This window comes from Paenibacillus peoriae, from assembly GCF_022531965.1.
GTDB classification, from domain to species: domain Bacteria; phylum Bacillota; class Bacilli; order Paenibacillales; family Paenibacillaceae; genus Paenibacillus; species Paenibacillus polymyxa_D.
The window spans coordinates 2,467,767-2,485,000 of sequence record NZ_CP092831.1; the positions used below are offsets into that span (position 1 = coordinate 2,467,767).

A 17,234-nucleotide genomic window follows, 5' to 3' on the forward strand; every position below is an offset into this window, starting at 1 on the left:
TGGAGTGAGATTGCCATGCTGGTCGCAGAAAGATATGAGATGATTGTGCAGCTCGTGAATGAAAAAGGAAGCATACGAGTGTCCGAATTGAGTGAGTTGTGCAAAGTAACGGAGGAAACGATTCGTCGTGATCTGGACCGTCTGGAGCAGGCGGGACGACTGCGCCGTTCGCATGGGGGAGCGGTAAGTGTCAAAAACGAGCAGCCTGAAACGCCCTATGCGGTACGGGAAATTATGAACGCAGAGGAAAAGCGCAGAATTGCCGAAGAAGCGGTTAAGCAGATTCAGCCGAATGATCGTATTTTGCTGGATGCCAGCACAACCGCCTGGTATATGGCCTCAAGTTTACCGGATATTCCTTTGACGATATTAACGAATTCGATTCGGGTAGCTACAGAGCTGGCGGGTAAGGAAAAAATCGAGGTCATTTCGACGGGGGGGCAGTTGCTTCAACGCTCGCTGTCATTTGTAGGCCCGCTCGCAGAGCGTTCCCTGGAAACCTATTATGTGGATAAATTGTTTTTCTCCAGCCAGGGGGTTCATCTGGATCGCGGTATTAGTGAATCGAATGAACTGCAAGCTCGTTTGAAGCAGAAAATGGTCAGCATTGCAGACCGTGTGATTTTACTGGCCGATGCGAGCAAATTTGGGCAACAGGCGTTTACGCATGTCGTGAACCTGTCGCAGGTATCCGAGATTATTACGGATTCGAGGTTGTCGGATCCGATTCGCAGTCAACTTGCGGAGCAGGCTATTCCAGTTACGGTTGTGTGAATTTAAAAATGTCGAGGTGGAGAGTGTCGCTCCGCGTTTCATTTGCTCTTACGCTCGCTGTTGCAGTGGGATTCTTTGATGATGTAAAACACGTTTAGGTGAGAATCCCACTGCAAGCTTATGCTTACGTAGAGAGCTTTCCTTTGGAAAGCTTTTAGGCAAACGCTGACGCTTCTCCAGATTCAAATGAACCGATCCGCTGGTATCCTCTATAAAGTAATAGCTATTCCATAGACGTAAGGGGTGTTCCGTATGAAGGTATCTTTATTTATTACTTGCCTGAGTGATGCGATTTATCCCAAGGTGGGGGAAGCGATGGCATGCTTGCTTTCCAGATATGGTGTTCAGCTGGATTTTCCGAAGGTACAGACATGCTGCGGACAGCCGTCCTATAACAGCGGCTATTGGGATGAAACGAGGGTTGCTGCCAAAACAATTCTGAAAGCGTTTAACGACAGCGATTTTGTCGTATCTCCTTCCGGTTCCTGTACATATATGATTCATCATTACCCGGAGTTGTTTAAGGATGAGCCCGAATGGCTCGATTCAGCACGGAGGCTGGAACAAAAGACGTATGAGTTTACGCAATTTATGGTACAGGTGCTTGGCGTGACCGATGTGGGCGCGTCTTTTCCGCATACAGTAACCTATCATCCGTCTTGCCATGGCACACGTTTGCTCGGCGTGAAGGAGGAACCGATGAAGATGCTTGGCAGTGTAAAGGGGCTGCAATTAGTACCACTTCCCTTTGCTGAGGACTGCTGTGGCTTTGGCGGGACTTTCGCGGTGAAAATGCCAGATATTTCGGGAGCGATGGTGACTGAAAAAGTGGACCATATCAGGGAGACCGAAGCCGAGGTACTGGTCGGACTAGATATGGCCTGCTTGATGAACATTGCCGGAAATCTTCGGTATCGGGAGGAGCCAGTTCGGGTCATGCATCTGGCTGAGCTGCTGTACGAAGGGGTGAAGCACGCATGACCGTCGTACACACACATTCCATGAACCAAAAGGTCAAAAAACGTGCAGAGCTGGCCCTAAATGATGATTTTCTGCGGAATGCAGTTCGTTTCACTACAGAGCGTTTGCGTAACGGAAAGCAGGTGGCTTCAGAGCAACACGGAAATTGGGAAGAATGGCGTGAACGGGGCCGTCAAATTCGTCTGCATACCATTGCCCATCTGGACTATTACTTAAATCTATTTGTAGAAAATGCCCGTGCCAACGGGGTGCATATCCATTTTGCCGATACAGCAGCCGATGCCGTACGTATTACCCTGGATATTGCTGCACATAGCCAAGCCCGTTCCGTCGTCAAATCCAAGTCGATGGTGTCGGAGGAGTTACATTTGAATCAGGCGCTGGAGGGTGCGGATATCGAGACGATTGAAAGTGACCTCGGTGAATATATTATTCAACTGGCAGGAGAGCCCCCGTCTCATATCGTCATTCCGGCGATTCACAAAAACCGCTTTCAGATTGCCGAACTGTTATCCCAAGAAGCAGGTGAGAAACTGTCCGCGGATACGACGATTTTGGCGGGCTTTGTCCGCAAAAAGCTGCGTGAGAAGTTTCTAGAAGCGGATATTGGCATGACGGGCTGTAATTTCGCCATCGCCGAGACAGGCTCCATGGTCCTGTTTGAAAATGAAGGGAACGCACGGATGGTATCCACTCTGCCCAAAACCCAAATTACGCTGATGGGCATGGAGCGGATTATTCCATCCTGGACGGATTTGGAGGTGATGGCTACATTATTGCCACGATCCGCTACGGGGCAGAAGCTGACCATGTATATGTCTGGTATTTCAGGCCCTCGGCGCAGCCAAGATGCCGATGGGCCTGACGAAATGCACATCATCATCGTAGATAACGGACGTTCACTACAGCTGGGCAATCCCGAGTTTCAAGAGTTGCTGAATTGCATTCGCTGTGGTGCTTGCCTGAATGCCTGTCCGGTGTACCGACACATTGGCGGGCACGCGTATGGCGGGACATATAGTGGCCCTATCGGTGCGGTGCTTACGCCTGCCCTTCATAGCAACATCGAAGAGTGGAACGATATTGCGAGTGCGTCCAGTCTGTGTGGTGCGTGCTATGAAGCCTGTCCGGTCAAAATACCGCTGCATGATATGCTGGTATATTTGCGCAGACGCAAGGTGGAGGCGGGACAAGGAGATAAGCTGGAAACGGCAGGGATGAAAGGTTTTGCGACCGTAGTTTCCAACTCGAAGCGATTCGCAGTGGCGATTCGGCTAGGGCAGATCGCCCAGAAAGCGATCGTCCGTAAAGGTGAAATTACCTTGAAGCTGGGCCCGTTAAAAGGCTGGAATACGTACCGTGTGGCTCCCTCTCTGGCGAAAAAATCCTTCCGTCAGCAATGGAACACGCTGGAGCATAAGCTGGAGCAGGAACGCAACGTGATGCAGCCGGATGTTCTCAGCCGAATGGAGAAGATTTTGGCAGATAGAAGTAAAGGAGGGACGCAGCATGAGTGAGCATAGTAATCCTTCTGCGCAAGCAAAAGCGGCCCATGAAGCGTGGCTTCATCAAATGGAAGAAGAATCCCGTGCCAAGCAGGTACGCTTTATGGACGGCATCGCGACGCGGCTCAAGCGTCCACGACAGACGGAGCCGCCAGTTCAGCCGTTTCGCGGGGCACCTGCATTTTGGTACGAATTCGATTGGAGCGCGGAGCGGCGCATCGAGGAGTTCACTGCTAACTTTACAAGTGTTGGCGGGCATGTCGTGCGTCTGCCGAATTTGGAGCAGACCGCAGACTGGATCGCGTGCAAAGCGCGAGAGCTGGGAGCGGCCTATATCGTCCGGCAGAATGAGCCGGACCTGGATGCGCTCCAGCTGGAATCGGCACTGCCGCAAGTCCGTTTATCGGTGTGGAACACCGATCCAGTCGAGGATTGGAAGGCCCGCGCCGCTGAGGCGGATATCGGCATCGTCATCGCCGACGAAGCGGCTGCTTACACCGGCTCGGTAGCGGTGCTATCCTCGCCGGAGAAAGGCCGTGCGGTCAGCCTTTTGCCAACCGCACTGATCATTCTTCTGCCAGTAGAGCGCTTACGAACACGACTGGGCGAGATTCTAAGCCGCTTTGACGAAGTCGGGCGTGAGCAACTGCCTGCAGGCATTCATTTTATTACTGGACCAAGCCGCTCGTCGGATATTGAAAATGATTTGACGATCGGTGTACACGGGCCAGGTATCGTCTATACGTTGTTAGTGGGCTAGCGTGTAGACCGCCTAACGAGCATGATAGAGGGGAAAACGGGTTTCAAAATCTGTTTGTCTGCGATTACTCCTAACCGAAATGCGGCCATTGTGCAGCTCGGTAATACTTTTTGTAATCGCAAGGCCCAGCCCGGTGCCTCCAGTTTCCTTGGAACGTGATTTGTCCACCCGGTAAAACCGTTCAAACAAGTACGGGACATCTTCCGCAGGAATTGGGGTGCCGTAGTTGGTGCAGATTACCACCGCCTCGTCGTCTTCGCGTCCTATGGTGATATCAAGGCGTTTGCCGTCTTTTCCGTATCGAATAGCGTTGGAAAACAAATTTTCATACAGGCGTACCATCTCGTCGGTATCGGCTAGAATCCGAACAGGCTCGACGATTCGGACACGGTAGGACATGTCTGCCTGTTCCAGAGAGGGTACAAATTCCTCAGCAAGCTGAGTGAGCAATTTGCCGAGATCTACAGGCTCCAGCTCCAGTGGCAGGCTGCCACCGCTCACACGCGTGTATTCAAACAGCTCGTCGATCAGCTTCTTAAGCGTCAATGACTTTTCATAAGCAATGTTCACATAATAGCGCAGCTCAATTTCATCCCGATAGCGGTCGGTTTCAATATATTCCAAAAAACCGATCACGGATGTTAGCGGGGTACGAAGATCATGGGATACGCCAGTGATCAGGTCGTTTTTGGCCTTGGCAGAAGCCCGTTCTTCTTCCAGCAAGAGACGGAGCTTGTCCGCCATGGTGTTCATATTTTTCGCCAAGGTACCCAGCTCGTCCGCTGAAGAAACAGGAATCGTATAGGACAGCTCTCCGTCAGCAAACTCTTGCATCCCCGTCGTAATTTCGCGAAGGTAACCAATCGTATTTTTGGTAAAAAGGAAAAAGAAATAAATATATGTAGGTAGCCCGCCTACCAGCATGATCAGTGGGGACCCAATGTGATTTACGGTCCAGCGAACCAGACGGGTGCCAAAAAATGAACGGGAAGGATTCAGCCATAGTAGCAAAGATGCTCCATAATAAGACACCATCAAAATCAGTCCGGTTAGAGCGAAAGCGGCAAGGCTAAGGGCTGCCAGCTTCCATCCCAACGTATCATATCGTTTTGCCTTCAAGACGTGAATCCTCCATTAATCGAATTTTTCCATTTTGTAGCCGATGCCCCACACCGTTTTTAGATATTTGGGTTTTCTCGGATCAGCCTCAATTTTCTCGCGAATTTTACGCACATGAACCATCAGCGTGTTGTTGGATTCCAGATATTGCTCCTTCCACACTTTTTCATAGATCTGCTCCATGCTCAGCACTTGACCACGATTACGGGCCAACAGCTCGACAATGGCAAATTCTCGTGGGGTCAGCTTAATGGATTCTCCGGCGAGAGTGACCTCATGCGTAGCAGAATTAATGGAGAGTTCATCCAGTATCATTTCATGCTCCGATACAGGGGAGGAATGGGTATATTTCCGTACTCTACGCAGCTGGGATTTAATGCGTGCCACCAGTTCCAACGGGCTGAACGGCTTAGTGACGTAATCATCGGCCCCAACGCTGAGTCCTGTGATTTTGTCCATATCTTGTCCCTTCGCAGACAACATAATAATCGGAAAATGCTCGGTTTCCCTGATCTTCATGCAAGCTTCAACCCCGTCCATATTGGGCATCATCACATCAAGCACCATCACATCTATCGATTCCCGACTGATTTGCTCCAGAGCTTCCAGTCCGTCTCGTGCCATAAGCAGTCGATATCCTTCATTTTCCAAATAAATTTGCATCAGCTTAATAATTTCAGGCTCATCGTCTACTAATAAAATGGTTCCGTTATGCATGGCCCGTGCACCCTTTCTGTTCTTTCCAGCAGTATACAATATGGCGTATTATATACTTTTTTAAAGATGGAGGCTATGGACACTCTTCTCAGTTCGCTTGCTTGGGGACGTCAGCCTTTGGATAGTGCTGTTTCAGTTGAAGAAATACGGTTTTCTTGCTTGAATTGTCTTTTTTCTATTCCCGGTAGTTGACCGAACAGGATCCAAGCAAATGGTAGGAAACGGGAGATGGTAGACACGACGAGCCAAGAGCAAAGAAGTGCAAAGAAAAAACCTCCAGCGTACCACACATGAATAAGCTGCGGAGAACCGATATGTGGTGAAAACTGCCGATACAGAAGCAGGAAAAACGGATGAATCAGATACACACCAAAAGACAGTGTGCCCAGACGTTCCAGCTTGCGAGTGACAAAGGAATGTTGTCGTCTATACATTAAAAAGGAAATCTGTAGTATTACCAGCGTGCTAGACAGGCTGTACATATTATACATAAGTTCGAAAACTAGCGAATTATACGAGATTCCGTACATTCTATTTTCGCACCACATATAGACATGCATGGTGGCTGAAATCAGCCATAAAGCCCAAATTGTGATCCATGTCAGCACTCCGGCAACACTTCGTTGCCCCTTACGCATCAGAAACCACGTTTTCAGCTGTGGGTAGTAATAACCTAGAGCAGCACCCAGCATGTAACAGGCTACATAAGACAGTGCCCAACTGCCCTTATTTTGCACCTGAAATAGAAATTTATTGCCAATTACAAATGACCACTGTAGCAACAGCCCAAGGACAATAGACCATTGTGGAAGTTGCCGATATCGCTGGAACAGCCACAGTACGAATGGAAATGCAAGATAGAATTGTATCATGATAAAAATATAATATAAATGGGTATACGCTTTGCCTGTCGCCAGCTTCAGAGCAAAGCTTTTCGCAAGTGTGGCTATATTCCATGGTTCGGAGCTGCTAGCCATAAGAGACAGGAAGAAATAAAATAGGGAGAACATGACGTAAGGTAAGAGAATATACAGCAATCTCTGCTTATAAAAGCGACTTAAGAACTGTCGTCCCATTGGACGATCCTTGTAGTTGTAGAACAGTACCATGCTGCTAAGCGCGATAAATACGGGGGTTCCATACTTCATCAACACATTGAGCGCATTGTATACAACATATAGGCTGGAATTTGTAAGCTGAACCGTTGCATAAGAAGTGGCATGTACCATCAAGACGGCTAAAATCGCCATGGCTCTGACCAACTGCAATTCGGGAATTTTTTCTTTGGTCGTAGGCTTCATAAGCTTCATTTCCTTTCAGGAGTGAACTGTATCTTGTTGAACTCTTTCTATTAAAAGATAAAGTTCTTAACAACCCTAAAGGGAACGGCTTAAGAAACGCTTATGAACTTCTTAACTTTTGTTAAGAATTGAGGATTTTGCAAAAATCCTGAATTAAGAAAAGAACTTCCATAGCCTCAAAATGAGTGGTATGGAAGTTCTTTTTTATACTCATGATTATTCGTTATTTGCAACGTTTGATAGGTGCGCGTCTAATTTGTCCACGAATAGCACCATTCGGATGACGGATCGTGTGGACATTGACGTAGGCATTACCCTCTCTAATTTGGCACACCAAATCATAAATGGTTCTGCCTCTGAGTGGACCGGTAAGATCACATGCACGGAGCACGCCGCTAACGACGCCTCTTCTAACGGTTATTCCAAACTTCGAAGGACCAAACAGTGTAGCAACAACAGGGCCATTTTCACCTCTTCGTCCCAGATGAATATGCGCTTCGGTTACCCGTGAGATATTGCGTACAGTCAGTTCAAAGCTTAATTGTTGGCTCGTTGGACGGTAACGAAATTCGGCTGTTCCTGTCGCATTTGTTCTGACAGGAGGCACTTCATTAGCCCCCCTTAAGGTGGCTCTAAACTTATTAGACATGACATCCCTCCTTTCTCAGTGTTGGTTTAGTGTATTCACAGGGCTAGAGAAGGGGCTGCACATTAGCCTATTCATCAGAAGTTGTGTGTTTTACAAGTTATTCAGTCCAAGCACAAAACAAACTTTTTCATAGTCTATGAGTATCTGATAGAGAGAGGAGGAGAAACCATGGGAACATTTATTGATGGGAGAACATCCCAAAATGCTTCGACAGCCAACTCTATTGCCATTCCGATCACTCTTATAAATACGCCTCAATTGTTCGGGCAGATCGGGTTAAACACACTGGGAGCTACAGGTACGCCACGGGTTTTGCTTAAAGGAACTATATCGCTTCAACTTCCGCTTGCTTTAGTCGGAATAACGATCACTATTGTAAGAGGTACCCTGGTTACTGACCCTGTTGTTTATTCGGCCACGTCAACTTTTAGTTTGAGTTTGTTGGCTCCACAGGTTATTGCATTCTCAGCCGATGACTTTAACCCGCCGATTACGGAACAATTGGTGTACACTGCTTTTGTTTCAGCTAACCTGCTGGGTACAATACGTGTAGGTCCAGAGAGCTTTGACGGAATTTTGGTTGCGGATTAATGTAGTAATTTTGATATGACGAAATATCGCTTCATGAGGCTTCGCAGATGTAACTGCGAAGCTTTTTTGTGTACAAGACAAGTTTCAAGCTTAACGATTAAACTACTTTTCTTTTGCATAAGAATTACACAGGCATAACCCTGCAACAATGGGTAGAATTTTATGTATGCGCTTACAGTAAATATCCATTGCTTCGTACAATTAAAAATCTGGAGGAGGAATGAAGAATGGTGTGGAAAAAAGGATTGACTCATATGCTTTTAGCAGCTTTTTTATGTGGTGCAACAGGTGTGGGCATAGCTCTCCCGGCCCAGGCATCCGCTGGCGAGTACAAGTTTGATTTTGGCGGAGGTACGGTCGAAACGGGTTATACCGGAGTGAGCGCTTCGCTGTCTTATGACTTAGCACGTGGCTATGGCTTTCGTACCCCTGAGAATATGCGTAATGTCAGTGCTTCGGGGACTGGAGTGGCAAGTGATGCGGTACGTTTCCTGGTTACAGGTACGAAAAGCGAGAATACTTTTGATGTTGATCTTCCTCCTGGTTTGTATGAGGTGTCGGTTACTTTAGGAGATACCTCTCGTTCGAGTATTGCAGCTGAAGGGGTGTATCAGGTCATAAATATGACAGGGAATGGGGCCAAGGATCGCTTTCAAATTCCAGTAACAGACGGACAACTAAATCTGCTGGTTACTGAAGGCAAAGAGGGGGCGGTCTTCACACTCAGTGCAATGGAAATCAGGCAATTATCTAGCAATCCGGTTACGAATCGAACAATTTATATCGGTGGGGATTCTACGGTATGTAACTATTATCCGCTGGATAGCAGCGTGCAGGCGGGATGGGGTCAACTGCTGCCAGAGTTTGTGAACACGAATACTTTTCAAATTCGCAATATGGCGTCAGGAGGCCAAATTGCTAGAGGCTTCCATCAGGACGGTCAGTTGGAGGCCATCGTCCAATATATTAAGCCGGGGGATTATTTTATTCTCCAATTGGGCATTAATGACACCAATCCAAAGCATAACGAAAGCGAAGCAGAGTTTAAGGACTGGATGCGGGATATGATCCGGCAGGCGAAGGCTAAGGGGGCGACGGTAATCCTGTCAACTCCGCAAGGACGAGCCACTGACTTTAATGCTAACAATGTACACAACGCAGAAAATAGATGGTATAGAAGTGCTATTTTGGCGCTGGCTCAAGAGGAACAAACGCCTTTAGTCGACCTGAATGTTCTTAGCTCCGCTTATTTTACTTCTATTGGTAAAGTCGCTACACTGGCTTTGTACATGAACGGTGATACACTCCATCCAAACTATGAAGGTGCAAGGGAACTGGCACGATTGGTAGCACAGGATTTAAAAAGGCAGGGTCTGAGCGGATTCTAAATTTTAACGATGGGTTTTCCCCTGTTTCTTACATTTGTAGGAGCAGGGGTTTTTAGCATCTGTTCAGGGTGCTATAATTATTGAAAAAGCAATAGTAATACGGAGGAATTAGAACATGCAGCCTTTCACTGCCCGTGTGCTTCAAATTATACTGTTGATCCCTGAGGGAAAAGTAATGACTTACGGTCAAATTGCGGCAGAGGCCGGAAGCCCAAGAGGTGCCAGACAGGTGGTGCGGATTTTGCATACATTGAGCCAAAAACACCGGCTTCCTTGGCATAGAGTAGTCAACCGTTTGGGGGAGATTGCTTTGCAGGAGGATGAGTCCGCATCCCTGCAGCGTCTGTATTTGGAGGAGGAAGGCATACGGTTTAATGAAAACGGGCGCATTCCACTGGATCAATATCTCTATGATCCGCAGGCAGAGATGGAAGAATAGGCGCGGAACAAGCTATGCGGTTTTATATTAAATTTGATCGTCATAAAGAACCGGGACAAGTCAATTAACGATTTGTCCCGGTCTTTTTCATCTAGCATACGAAGCAGATAACTAGAGGTAATCTGTTATTTATAGCATAAGATTCATTTGTCATTTTATCCGATAAGATGCTGCTGATCCCGTTGGGCAAGGTGAAAAGAAATGCTGTTCATCAGTGGTATATCGTTATTTTTCCGGGCTTCCCGGATGAGTTGTTTCTTTTTTTGATCTGATTCACGTAAAAAGCGGGTCATCCACAAATCAGACGGTTCGTTAGTGGTTGTCATACGAGATTCTTTTATCATCTATTAACCCTCCCAGTGAGCGGCTGTTATTCTTTCTCTAGTATATGTTCCAAACCTTAATAGATGCTGTTGGTTTCCTTAAAATTAGCTGAAAATTAGGTAAAGTTAAGGTAAAAATAGGTTGAATCCATATCTGATTGGACGAAAAGTAGTATAAAGCGAGTAATCTGGAAGTAAAGGTTACAAAAATGTATTGTATTGACACCTTGTACCAACACAAACCTGAAAGTACAATTAGAATGCAAGAGTTTGTGGAAATTTATGTCGAAAAAAACGGAAAAGATTCGAAGAATGCACCGAAAGGGGAGAGATTCATCTATGAAGCAAAAAGCGGCTGCCGTGCTGCTTGTATTGTCATTATCATCAGGCTTGGCCTCCACTGTACAGGCTGAGAGTTTATCAGGAAATGTAGCATCAAGTACGTCAGTTAAACCTTCTGCTGCGGCTCCATCGAAGACATCATCCATAACGGGTCAGGCTTTACCTACATTGACACTCAAGCAGGCCGCGGAATGGGCACAGACGAACAGTTACAATACACGTACCGCCGAACGGGACGTAGAGCGCCGCAGAATGGAACTGAAAAATGCAGAAAAGGACCTGGGCAATTCACCTGTCGATTTTATAGACAATGAGTATGTTGATGATGAAACGTCATGGAGAAATTACAGTTCCTCGACGCTATCTTATTTAGCCAGCAAAAAGCAGGCGCAGTTCGCCAAAGACCAGATTTATTTTAATGTGATGAAAAGCTATCAAAGTGTGTTCGTGGCAGAGAATCAGGTGAAAAATGATCTAGAAGCGCTTGAAATCGCCCAAGCGGAGGAAAAGATTGCACTTGCCAAATTTGCGCGCGGAAAGCTGTCTGAGCATGCGAAAAACGAGAGTACACAGGCCAGAAGCCAAGCTCAGCAAACCGTAGAGCAGGGGAAAATTGCGTTGCAAAAATCCAGGGATGCCCTGAACTTCCTCATGGGACAGCCTAATGGAACAGCTTATGAATTGGTCGATCGACCCGTGTACAAGGAACCGAAGAAGCTGGATATCGAATTACATATACAACAGCTGACAGACATGAATCCAAATTTATGGAAGCTGGAGGATAGCATCAAAACTTCGGAGCTTAATGTGAGATATTTCGATTTTAACAATGGTGCTGGTGCTTATGATCTAGCTAAAATGGATGTCGATACGGCTAAGGAGGAACTCGACAAAGGTCAAAAGGATTTTGCCGAATCTCTCCGTAATTTGTATGCCACAGTTAAGGAAAATCAAAAGAAATACGTACAACTGGAAGAAAGCTTGCGTACAGCAAAAGAGGCCTTGGAATTATCACGCAAAAAGTGGGCCAGAGGTCTAATTATTGAGATGGAATTGAAAAATAATCAGTTGAAAGTGAACCAGATTGAACGGCAAATGGAAGAGCTTGCGATCGAGTTGGATCAAAATGAGTATACGTTGAACAAGCCATGGAGCACATAGGGAGGAAACGGCATTGGCAGAAACGGTTTTAAATGACGCTTTAATCAAGTTACGGAGAAAACGGAGAAAAAAGTGGATCTGGACTGCAATTGTTCTACTGGTTGTCGGTGGAGGCGGAGCAGCAGTATACCTAAATTTGCCCAAAGAACAGGCGGCACCGTTGGTTCAGGATGAGAAGCTTAAAGTAGAACGCGGCGATGTGAGCGAGAAGCTGGATACGTCCGGTACCGTACAGGCTTCCAAGGAAGTGAAGTTGAATTTTACAAGCGCAGGCGAAAATAAGCTGGCAGCGGTGAACGTGAAGGCCGGAGACAAAGTGAAGAAAGGACAAGTCCTGGCTCTTCTGGACAGTTCTGAAATTAAAATGCAAATTCAGAGTGCGTCTGATACTTTGGAAATATCTAAAGCCAAGCTGGCTGAATTGGAGAAAGGTCCGAAGGCTGAGGACATTGAAATTCAGAAAACAAATGTACTTCGGGCCAAAATGGCTATCGATACAGCGCAAGAATCATTTGAGCTGGAAGAAGCCGAAAGTCAGAAGAAAACTTCCCAAAAGCAGTTGGAACAGGCGCGAAAGGCATATGAAGACCAAAAGTTTTTACATGATGCCGGGGCGGTGTCCAACAGTGAATTGGAGCAGGCAGAGCAAGCACTGGATAAAGCACAGACGGACTATGATGGTCTGGATCTGCAGTTCCGCAAAATCATGTCACAAAAACGTCGCACCATTTCAGAGGCTGAAATCGGATATCGTACGGCAATGGCAGAGCTTCGCAAAATTCAGGTTCCGGCTGATGCATCCAATATTCAAGCCTCACGGATAGAGGTTCGAAGACAGGCGACGGAACTGGAGCAGAAGAAAAATGAATTGAACAAGCTTCAGGTTACAGCACCTTGGGACGGGGTAATCTTGAAGGTGAACGGGGATGTGGGGACCAGTCCGACAGCTCCATTCATTGTCATGAATAACTCGGATTCCAACGACCTTAAGGTGGTTGTGAAGGTAAGTCAGACCGACATTGTCAAAGTAAAGAAGGGTCTTTCAGCCGTGTTGACTACCAATGCCTATCCGGGTGAATCATTTCCAGGGAAGGTGCAATTCGTGTCACCGGAAGCCTCTACGGATGAAGGGATGACGACGTATCTGATGGAACTGTCTGTTCATGACCCGAAAGGCAAGCTCAAAACGGGCATGATTATGAATGTGGCCGTTATTTTGGGAGTACACAAAAATGTACTGTTCGTACCTGCGACTGCGCTGAGATCCGAAGGGGGACAGGATGGCGTGTATGTTTCCGCTAATAATGCTGCAAATCCAGGGGCGCGCACTTTCAAGCCCGTAGAACTCGGATTTTATACGCCAGATCGAGTCGAACTCAAGTCAGGTGTAAAGGAGGGTGACACGCTTATTGTGCCTGCTCCTGAACCTCCGCCGGACCCTTCCGCTATGGGCGGCATGCAGGGAGGCTTTTAAACGGGTATGAGATACGTCATTCAGATTGAGGATTTGAAAAAAGTGTACCATGTCGGAGATCAGGAAATTCATGCTCTGCGTGAGGTTCAACTTGATATTGCTGACGGTGATTTTGTTGCGATTATGGGACCGTCTGGATCAGGCAAGTCCACGATGATGAATGTTATCGGCTGTCTGGATTTACCTACGTCAGGACAATTTTATTTGGACGGCTATTCGATCTTAGATGCCCGTGAGGATGAACTGGCTATTATACGTAATCAGAAAATCGGATTTGTATTTCAAAAATTTCATTTGCTCCCGCGATCAACGGCTCTGGAGAATGTGGAACTGCCTATGATTTATGCAGGTATTCCTGTCAAGGAGCGTCGTTTGCGGGCAATGGAAGCCCTCACTAGCGTAGGTCTAGGCGATCGGATGAACAATAGGCCGAACGAATTGTCAGGCGGTCAGCAGCAGCGGGTATCCATTGCCCGCGCACTTGTGAACAATCCGGTCATTCTCTTGGCGGATGAACCTACAGGCGCATTGGACTCCAAAACAAGTGTTGAAATAATGGGGATTTTTCAGCGTCTGAATGATCAGGGGAAAACGGTTGTATTGGTTACTCATGATCAAGAGGTTGCGGAATACGCCAAGCGTCTGATTCATTTTCGAGATGGGCGGATTGAAGAGGATCAGCCTGTTGGGAAACGAAGAATGGCGGCAGAGGAAGTGAAGGCATGAAGTTTAAGGAAATTATCCGTGTATCACTCAACAGTTTGCGAACCAATATGCTGCGATCTTTGCTGACCATGGTGGGCATTATTATCGGAGTGGCCGCTGTGATTATGATTGTAGCCATCGGTAAAGGATCAACGGCTACGATTACATCTCAGATCAACAGTATGGGAAATAATCTGCTGATGATCTATCCTTATGCTCCATATGATGGCTCTAGTTCCATGTCGTTCAATCAGACGAAAGGAATATCTCTAAAAGATATCGATGCGCTAGAGCAGCAAAAAGCAGTAGCAGAGGTAGCACCAAGTGCTATGACCAATGCAGATATTACGTGGAGTCGCAATAAGGTCAGCGGACAAATTGAGGGGACTTCACTGGCATTCGTTCATGTGAGAAAGCTGTCACTAGCTCAAGGCAGGTCGTTTACCCACTATGAAGTGGATAAACAAATGAATGTGGCCGTGCTTGGGAGTGATGCGGCCCGTAATATTTTTGGTCCGGATGCCTCCAGAGCGGTCGGTGAGACGATCATGATCAAACAGCTTCCTTTTAAGGTGGTCGGTGTGCTGGCAAATTCCAATTCCAATATGAGTAACAGCGGTCAGCAGGTATATGTACCGATTACAACGGGGATGGAACGGCTAGGCAATATGAGTATTCAGCAGGTGAACGCCTCTGCAACATCAGAGGAGAAGATTGATCAGGCAAGTGCAGAAATTCGGCAGGTGCTTCGTGTCAGACATGAGCTAAAGCCATCAGAGGGCGATGACTTTCAGATCATGACCCAGACGGAAATCTTAAAAACAGTGTCCGGGGTTGATCGGATTATGAATATGCTGCTGGCCGGTGTAGCTGCAATTGCGCTTGGCGTTGGAGGTGTCGGCATTATGAATATTATGCTGGTGTCCGTCACGGAACGTACGAGGGAGATCGGGATTCGTAAAGCGATTGGTGCGCAACGTAGTGATATTATGCTGCAGTTTGTGGCTGAGGCTGTTTTTCTCAGTCTGATGGGTGGACTAGTTGGCGTAATGGTGGGTCTCGGAGGTGCAAAACTGCTTGAGAAATTCGTCCAAATGCCGATTGTGTATTCGATAGAGCCCGTGCTTTACTCTTTTCTGTGCTGTATGGCAGTCGGAGTGTTGTTCGGAGTATATCCGGCGCGGAAGGCGTCTAAGCTGCGTCCAATTGATGCTTTAAGATACGAATAAGAGAGCGGGTACTTCGCCTTACTCGAAAGAGCAGGGTGTAAAGTGCCCGTTTTTTTGTGTTGAATAAGTGTTTTAAATGATAAAAAGACATGAATAACCACTTTAATTTTATATATGTGATGTTTTATATGCTTTTTAAGGTTGATTTATTGTTATATATGACGTATTATATTCAATATTAGATCGCAAGAAAAAAAGGAGGGACGTTCATCATCGACCTTACGGCAAGACAAGTAGAAATTTTAAACATCGTACAAAAGCATGCCCCAATTACCGGGGATCAGATTGCGGAAATGCTTAATCTCAGTAAGGCGACCATTCGGACCGACCTATCCAAATTGGGTATTCTGAATTACATAGATGCAAAGCCCAAGGTCGGATATTTTGTTGGAAAGCGGGGCACGCCGAACCGGGAGGAAAAATTCCGGCTATTGCAAATGAAGGTGGGCGATCTTCACGGGGTTCCAGTCATCGTACGTGAAACAACAACGATTCAGGAAGCTGTTGTAGCTCTCTTTTTGGAAAATGTGAGCAATTTGATCGTTACCGATGAAGACGGAGATTTGGCAGGGGTAGCTTCCCGCAAGGATTTACTTAAGGTAACGTTAGGGAATCCCAATGCAGCAACCATTCCTGTCAGCCTAGTGATGACCCGACAGGCGAATGTTGTCACCGTTTCCCCAGAGGATACGGTATTAGAGGCAGCGCGCAAAATTATTGCCCGTCAAATCGACAGTCTGCCTGTCGTCGTCCCTTCCGACTCCGACAAGCCAGGAGAGCACTGGAAAGTCGTGGGACGTATTACAAAAACAAATATTATTAAAATGTTGCTCGATATGGTAGCAGAGGATTAATGGGAGGAATCGAATGGTTCAGGCGAGCAGTCATTTTATAGCGATCTGTTCAGACTCGATTGGCGAGACGGCAGAAGCTGTCGTACAGGCGACCATGCGCCAGTTTGAGTTACCGGACACAGAGATCAAAAGATTTATGAACGTGAGGGATGAAGACGAACTGAGCCGGGTGATGGAGGAAGTTGCCGAGCGTAGAGGCTTTGTAGCTTATACGCTGGTACAGCCGGAATTGAGAGAGGCGATGAAAGAAGAGGCTGTCCGGCTGAATGTGCGGGCTGTCGACATTATGGGACCAATGATGCAGGCGTTTGCCGATACGTTCCATAACGATCCCAAAGAGAAGCCTGGTCTGCTGCACCGACTGGACGACAACTATTTTCGGCGTGTAGAGGCCTTGGATTTTGCGGTTCAATACGATGATGGCAAAGATGTGAGCGCCATTCTCAAAGCGGATATTGTATTGCTTGGAGTATCCCGTATTTCCAAAACTCCTTTATCCATGTTTCTCGCGCATAAAGGTTATAAAACGGTCAACATACCGGTTGTGCCGGAGCTGACACCGCCTGTTCAGTTGAAGGATGTTCAGCGTGGTCGAGTGTTCGGATTAACGATCGAGCCAGAGTTACTGTTGAAAATACGCAGTGAGCGACTAAAGGTTATGGGGCTACCTAATAATGTGCAGTATGCTACAGCGACGAGAGTGGAAGAGGAAATAGCGTATGCGCAGTCTTTGTTTAAAGAGCTGAATTGTCCGGTTATTGATGTTACAGATAAGGCGATTGAAGAGACGGCAGGTTTAATTATCAGAATGTTATAGAGCCTAGTAGCTGCTCATATAACTAAAAATTAAAAACGTAGGATACAGGAGTTTAATAGATAAATAGAAAGATTGCAGCAAAGCTGCCCTAAATATATTCATTTG

General features: G+C 46.8%; 18 protein-coding genes. 13 read left to right on the plus strand and 5 right to left on the minus strand.

Annotated features, from left to right (window positions below):
• The first annotated feature begins 15 nt into the window (after window positions 1-15).
• From MLD56_RS11285 to MLD56_RS11300, 4 genes are all read left to right on the plus strand, one after another.
• Window positions 16-774, plus strand: a complete 759-nt coding sequence (locus MLD56_RS11285) for a DeoR/GlpR family DNA-binding transcription regulator (RefSeq protein WP_029518449.1) — start codon at window positions 16-18, stop codon at window positions 772-774.
• A gap of 252 nt (window positions 775-1,026) precedes the next feature.
• The gene (locus MLD56_RS11290) at window positions 1,027-1,755 is read left to right on the plus strand and encodes a (Fe-S)-binding protein (RefSeq protein WP_029518448.1); all 729 of its coding nucleotides are present in this window, start codon (window positions 1,027-1,029) and stop codon (window positions 1,753-1,755) included.
• Window positions 1,752-3,272 (plus strand): LutB/LldF family L-lactate oxidation iron-sulfur protein, encoded by a 1,521-nt coding sequence (locus MLD56_RS11295; RefSeq protein WP_029518447.1) that lies wholly within the window; start codon window positions 1,752-1,754, stop codon window positions 3,270-3,272. Before MLD56_RS11290 ends, MLD56_RS11295 begins: the two co-directional genes overlap by 4 nt.
• On the plus strand, window positions 3,265-4,020 hold the full coding sequence (locus MLD56_RS11300) for a LutC/YkgG family protein (protein ID WP_029518446.1): 756 nt from the start codon (window positions 3,265-3,267) through the stop codon (window positions 4,018-4,020). The genes MLD56_RS11295 and MLD56_RS11300 overlap by 8 nt, the downstream gene beginning before the upstream one ends.
• 12 nt (window positions 4,021-4,032) lie before the next feature.
• Here the strand turns inward: MLD56_RS11300 and MLD56_RS11305 are convergent, their stop codons facing one another.
• From MLD56_RS11305 to MLD56_RS11320, 4 genes are all read right to left on the minus strand, one after another.
• Entirely contained in the window at window positions 4,033-5,139 is a 1,107-nt protein-coding gene (locus tag MLD56_RS11305) for a HAMP domain-containing sensor histidine kinase (RefSeq protein WP_029518445.1), read from the minus strand.
• 15 nt (window positions 5,140-5,154) lie between these two features.
• A complete protein-coding gene (locus MLD56_RS11310; protein WP_029518444.1) occupies window positions 5,155-5,856 on the minus strand; it encodes a response regulator transcription factor in 702 nt (233 codons plus the stop codon).
• A gap of 110 nt (window positions 5,857-5,966) precedes the next feature.
• Complete coding sequence (locus MLD56_RS11315) at window positions 5,967-7,157, minus strand: acyltransferase (RefSeq protein ID WP_029518443.1); 1,191 nt, start codon at window positions 7,155-7,157, stop codon at window positions 5,967-5,969.
• Window positions 7,158-7,380: 223 nt separating this feature from the next.
• Window positions 7,381-7,806: a CHRD domain-containing protein gene (locus MLD56_RS11320; protein WP_023988435.1), complete on the minus strand. Its 426-nt coding sequence runs from the start codon at window positions 7,804-7,806 to the stop codon at window positions 7,381-7,383.
• Between the two features lie 168 nt (window positions 7,807-7,974).
• Here MLD56_RS11320 and MLD56_RS11325 point away from each other — a divergent pair, with 168 nt between their 5' ends.
• From MLD56_RS11325 to MLD56_RS11335, 3 genes are all read left to right on the plus strand, one after another.
• Window positions 7,975-8,397, plus strand: a complete 423-nt coding sequence (locus MLD56_RS11325; RefSeq protein WP_029518442.1) for a hypothetical protein — start codon at window positions 7,975-7,977, stop codon at window positions 8,395-8,397.
• 227 nt (window positions 8,398-8,624) lie between these two features.
• Entirely contained in the window at window positions 8,625-9,785 is a 1,161-nt protein-coding gene (locus MLD56_RS11330) for a rhamnogalacturonan acetylesterase (RefSeq protein WP_029518441.1), read from the plus strand.
• A gap of 115 nt (window positions 9,786-9,900) precedes the next feature.
• Window positions 9,901-10,224 carry an MGMT family protein gene (locus MLD56_RS11335; protein WP_029518440.1) on the plus strand — a complete coding sequence of 108 codons (324 nt, stop codon included), beginning with the start codon at window positions 9,901-9,903 and terminating at the stop codon, window positions 10,222-10,224.
• Between the two features lie 155 nt (window positions 10,225-10,379).
• On the opposite strand, the gene MLD56_RS11340 is transcribed toward MLD56_RS11335, so the two are convergent.
• A complete protein-coding gene (locus MLD56_RS11340; protein ID WP_019687137.1) occupies window positions 10,380-10,568 on the minus strand; it encodes a hypothetical protein in 189 nt (62 codons plus the stop codon).
• A 318-nt stretch (window positions 10,569-10,886) separates the two neighbouring features.
• Between MLD56_RS11340 and MLD56_RS11345 the strand changes: the two genes are divergently transcribed.
• The 6 genes from MLD56_RS11345 to MLD56_RS11370 all read left to right on the plus strand — a co-directional run bounded on the left by MLD56_RS11345 (window position 10,887) and on the right by MLD56_RS11370 (window position 17,129).
• Window positions 10,887-12,050, plus strand: a complete 1,164-nt coding sequence (locus MLD56_RS11345; protein WP_029518439.1) for a TolC family protein — start codon at window positions 10,887-10,889, stop codon at window positions 12,048-12,050.
• Between the two features lie 13 nt (window positions 12,051-12,063).
• Window positions 12,064-13,524, plus strand: a complete 1,461-nt coding sequence (locus MLD56_RS11350; protein ID WP_029518438.1) for an efflux RND transporter periplasmic adaptor subunit — start codon at window positions 12,064-12,066, stop codon at window positions 13,522-13,524.
• A 6-nt stretch (window positions 13,525-13,530) separates the two neighbouring features.
• On the plus strand, window positions 13,531-14,250 hold the full coding sequence (locus MLD56_RS11355; protein WP_029518437.1) for an ABC transporter ATP-binding protein: 720 nt from the start codon (window positions 13,531-13,533) through the stop codon (window positions 14,248-14,250).
• Window positions 14,247-15,458 (plus strand): ABC transporter permease, encoded by a 1,212-nt coding sequence (locus tag MLD56_RS11360; RefSeq protein ID WP_029518436.1) that lies wholly within the window; start codon window positions 14,247-14,249, stop codon window positions 15,456-15,458. Before MLD56_RS11355 ends, MLD56_RS11360 begins: the two co-directional genes overlap by 4 nt.
• Before the next feature lie 239 nt (window positions 15,459-15,697).
• Window positions 15,698-16,312 (plus strand): helix-turn-helix transcriptional regulator, encoded by a 615-nt coding sequence (locus tag MLD56_RS11365; protein WP_223822107.1) that lies wholly within the window; start codon window positions 15,698-15,700, stop codon window positions 16,310-16,312.
• Window positions 16,313-16,325: 13 nt separating this feature from the next.
• Window positions 16,326-17,129 (plus strand): pyruvate, water dikinase regulatory protein, encoded by an 804-nt coding sequence (locus MLD56_RS11370; protein WP_029518435.1) that lies wholly within the window; start codon window positions 16,326-16,328, stop codon window positions 17,127-17,129.
• Window positions 17,130-17,234: the final 105 nt, after the last annotated feature.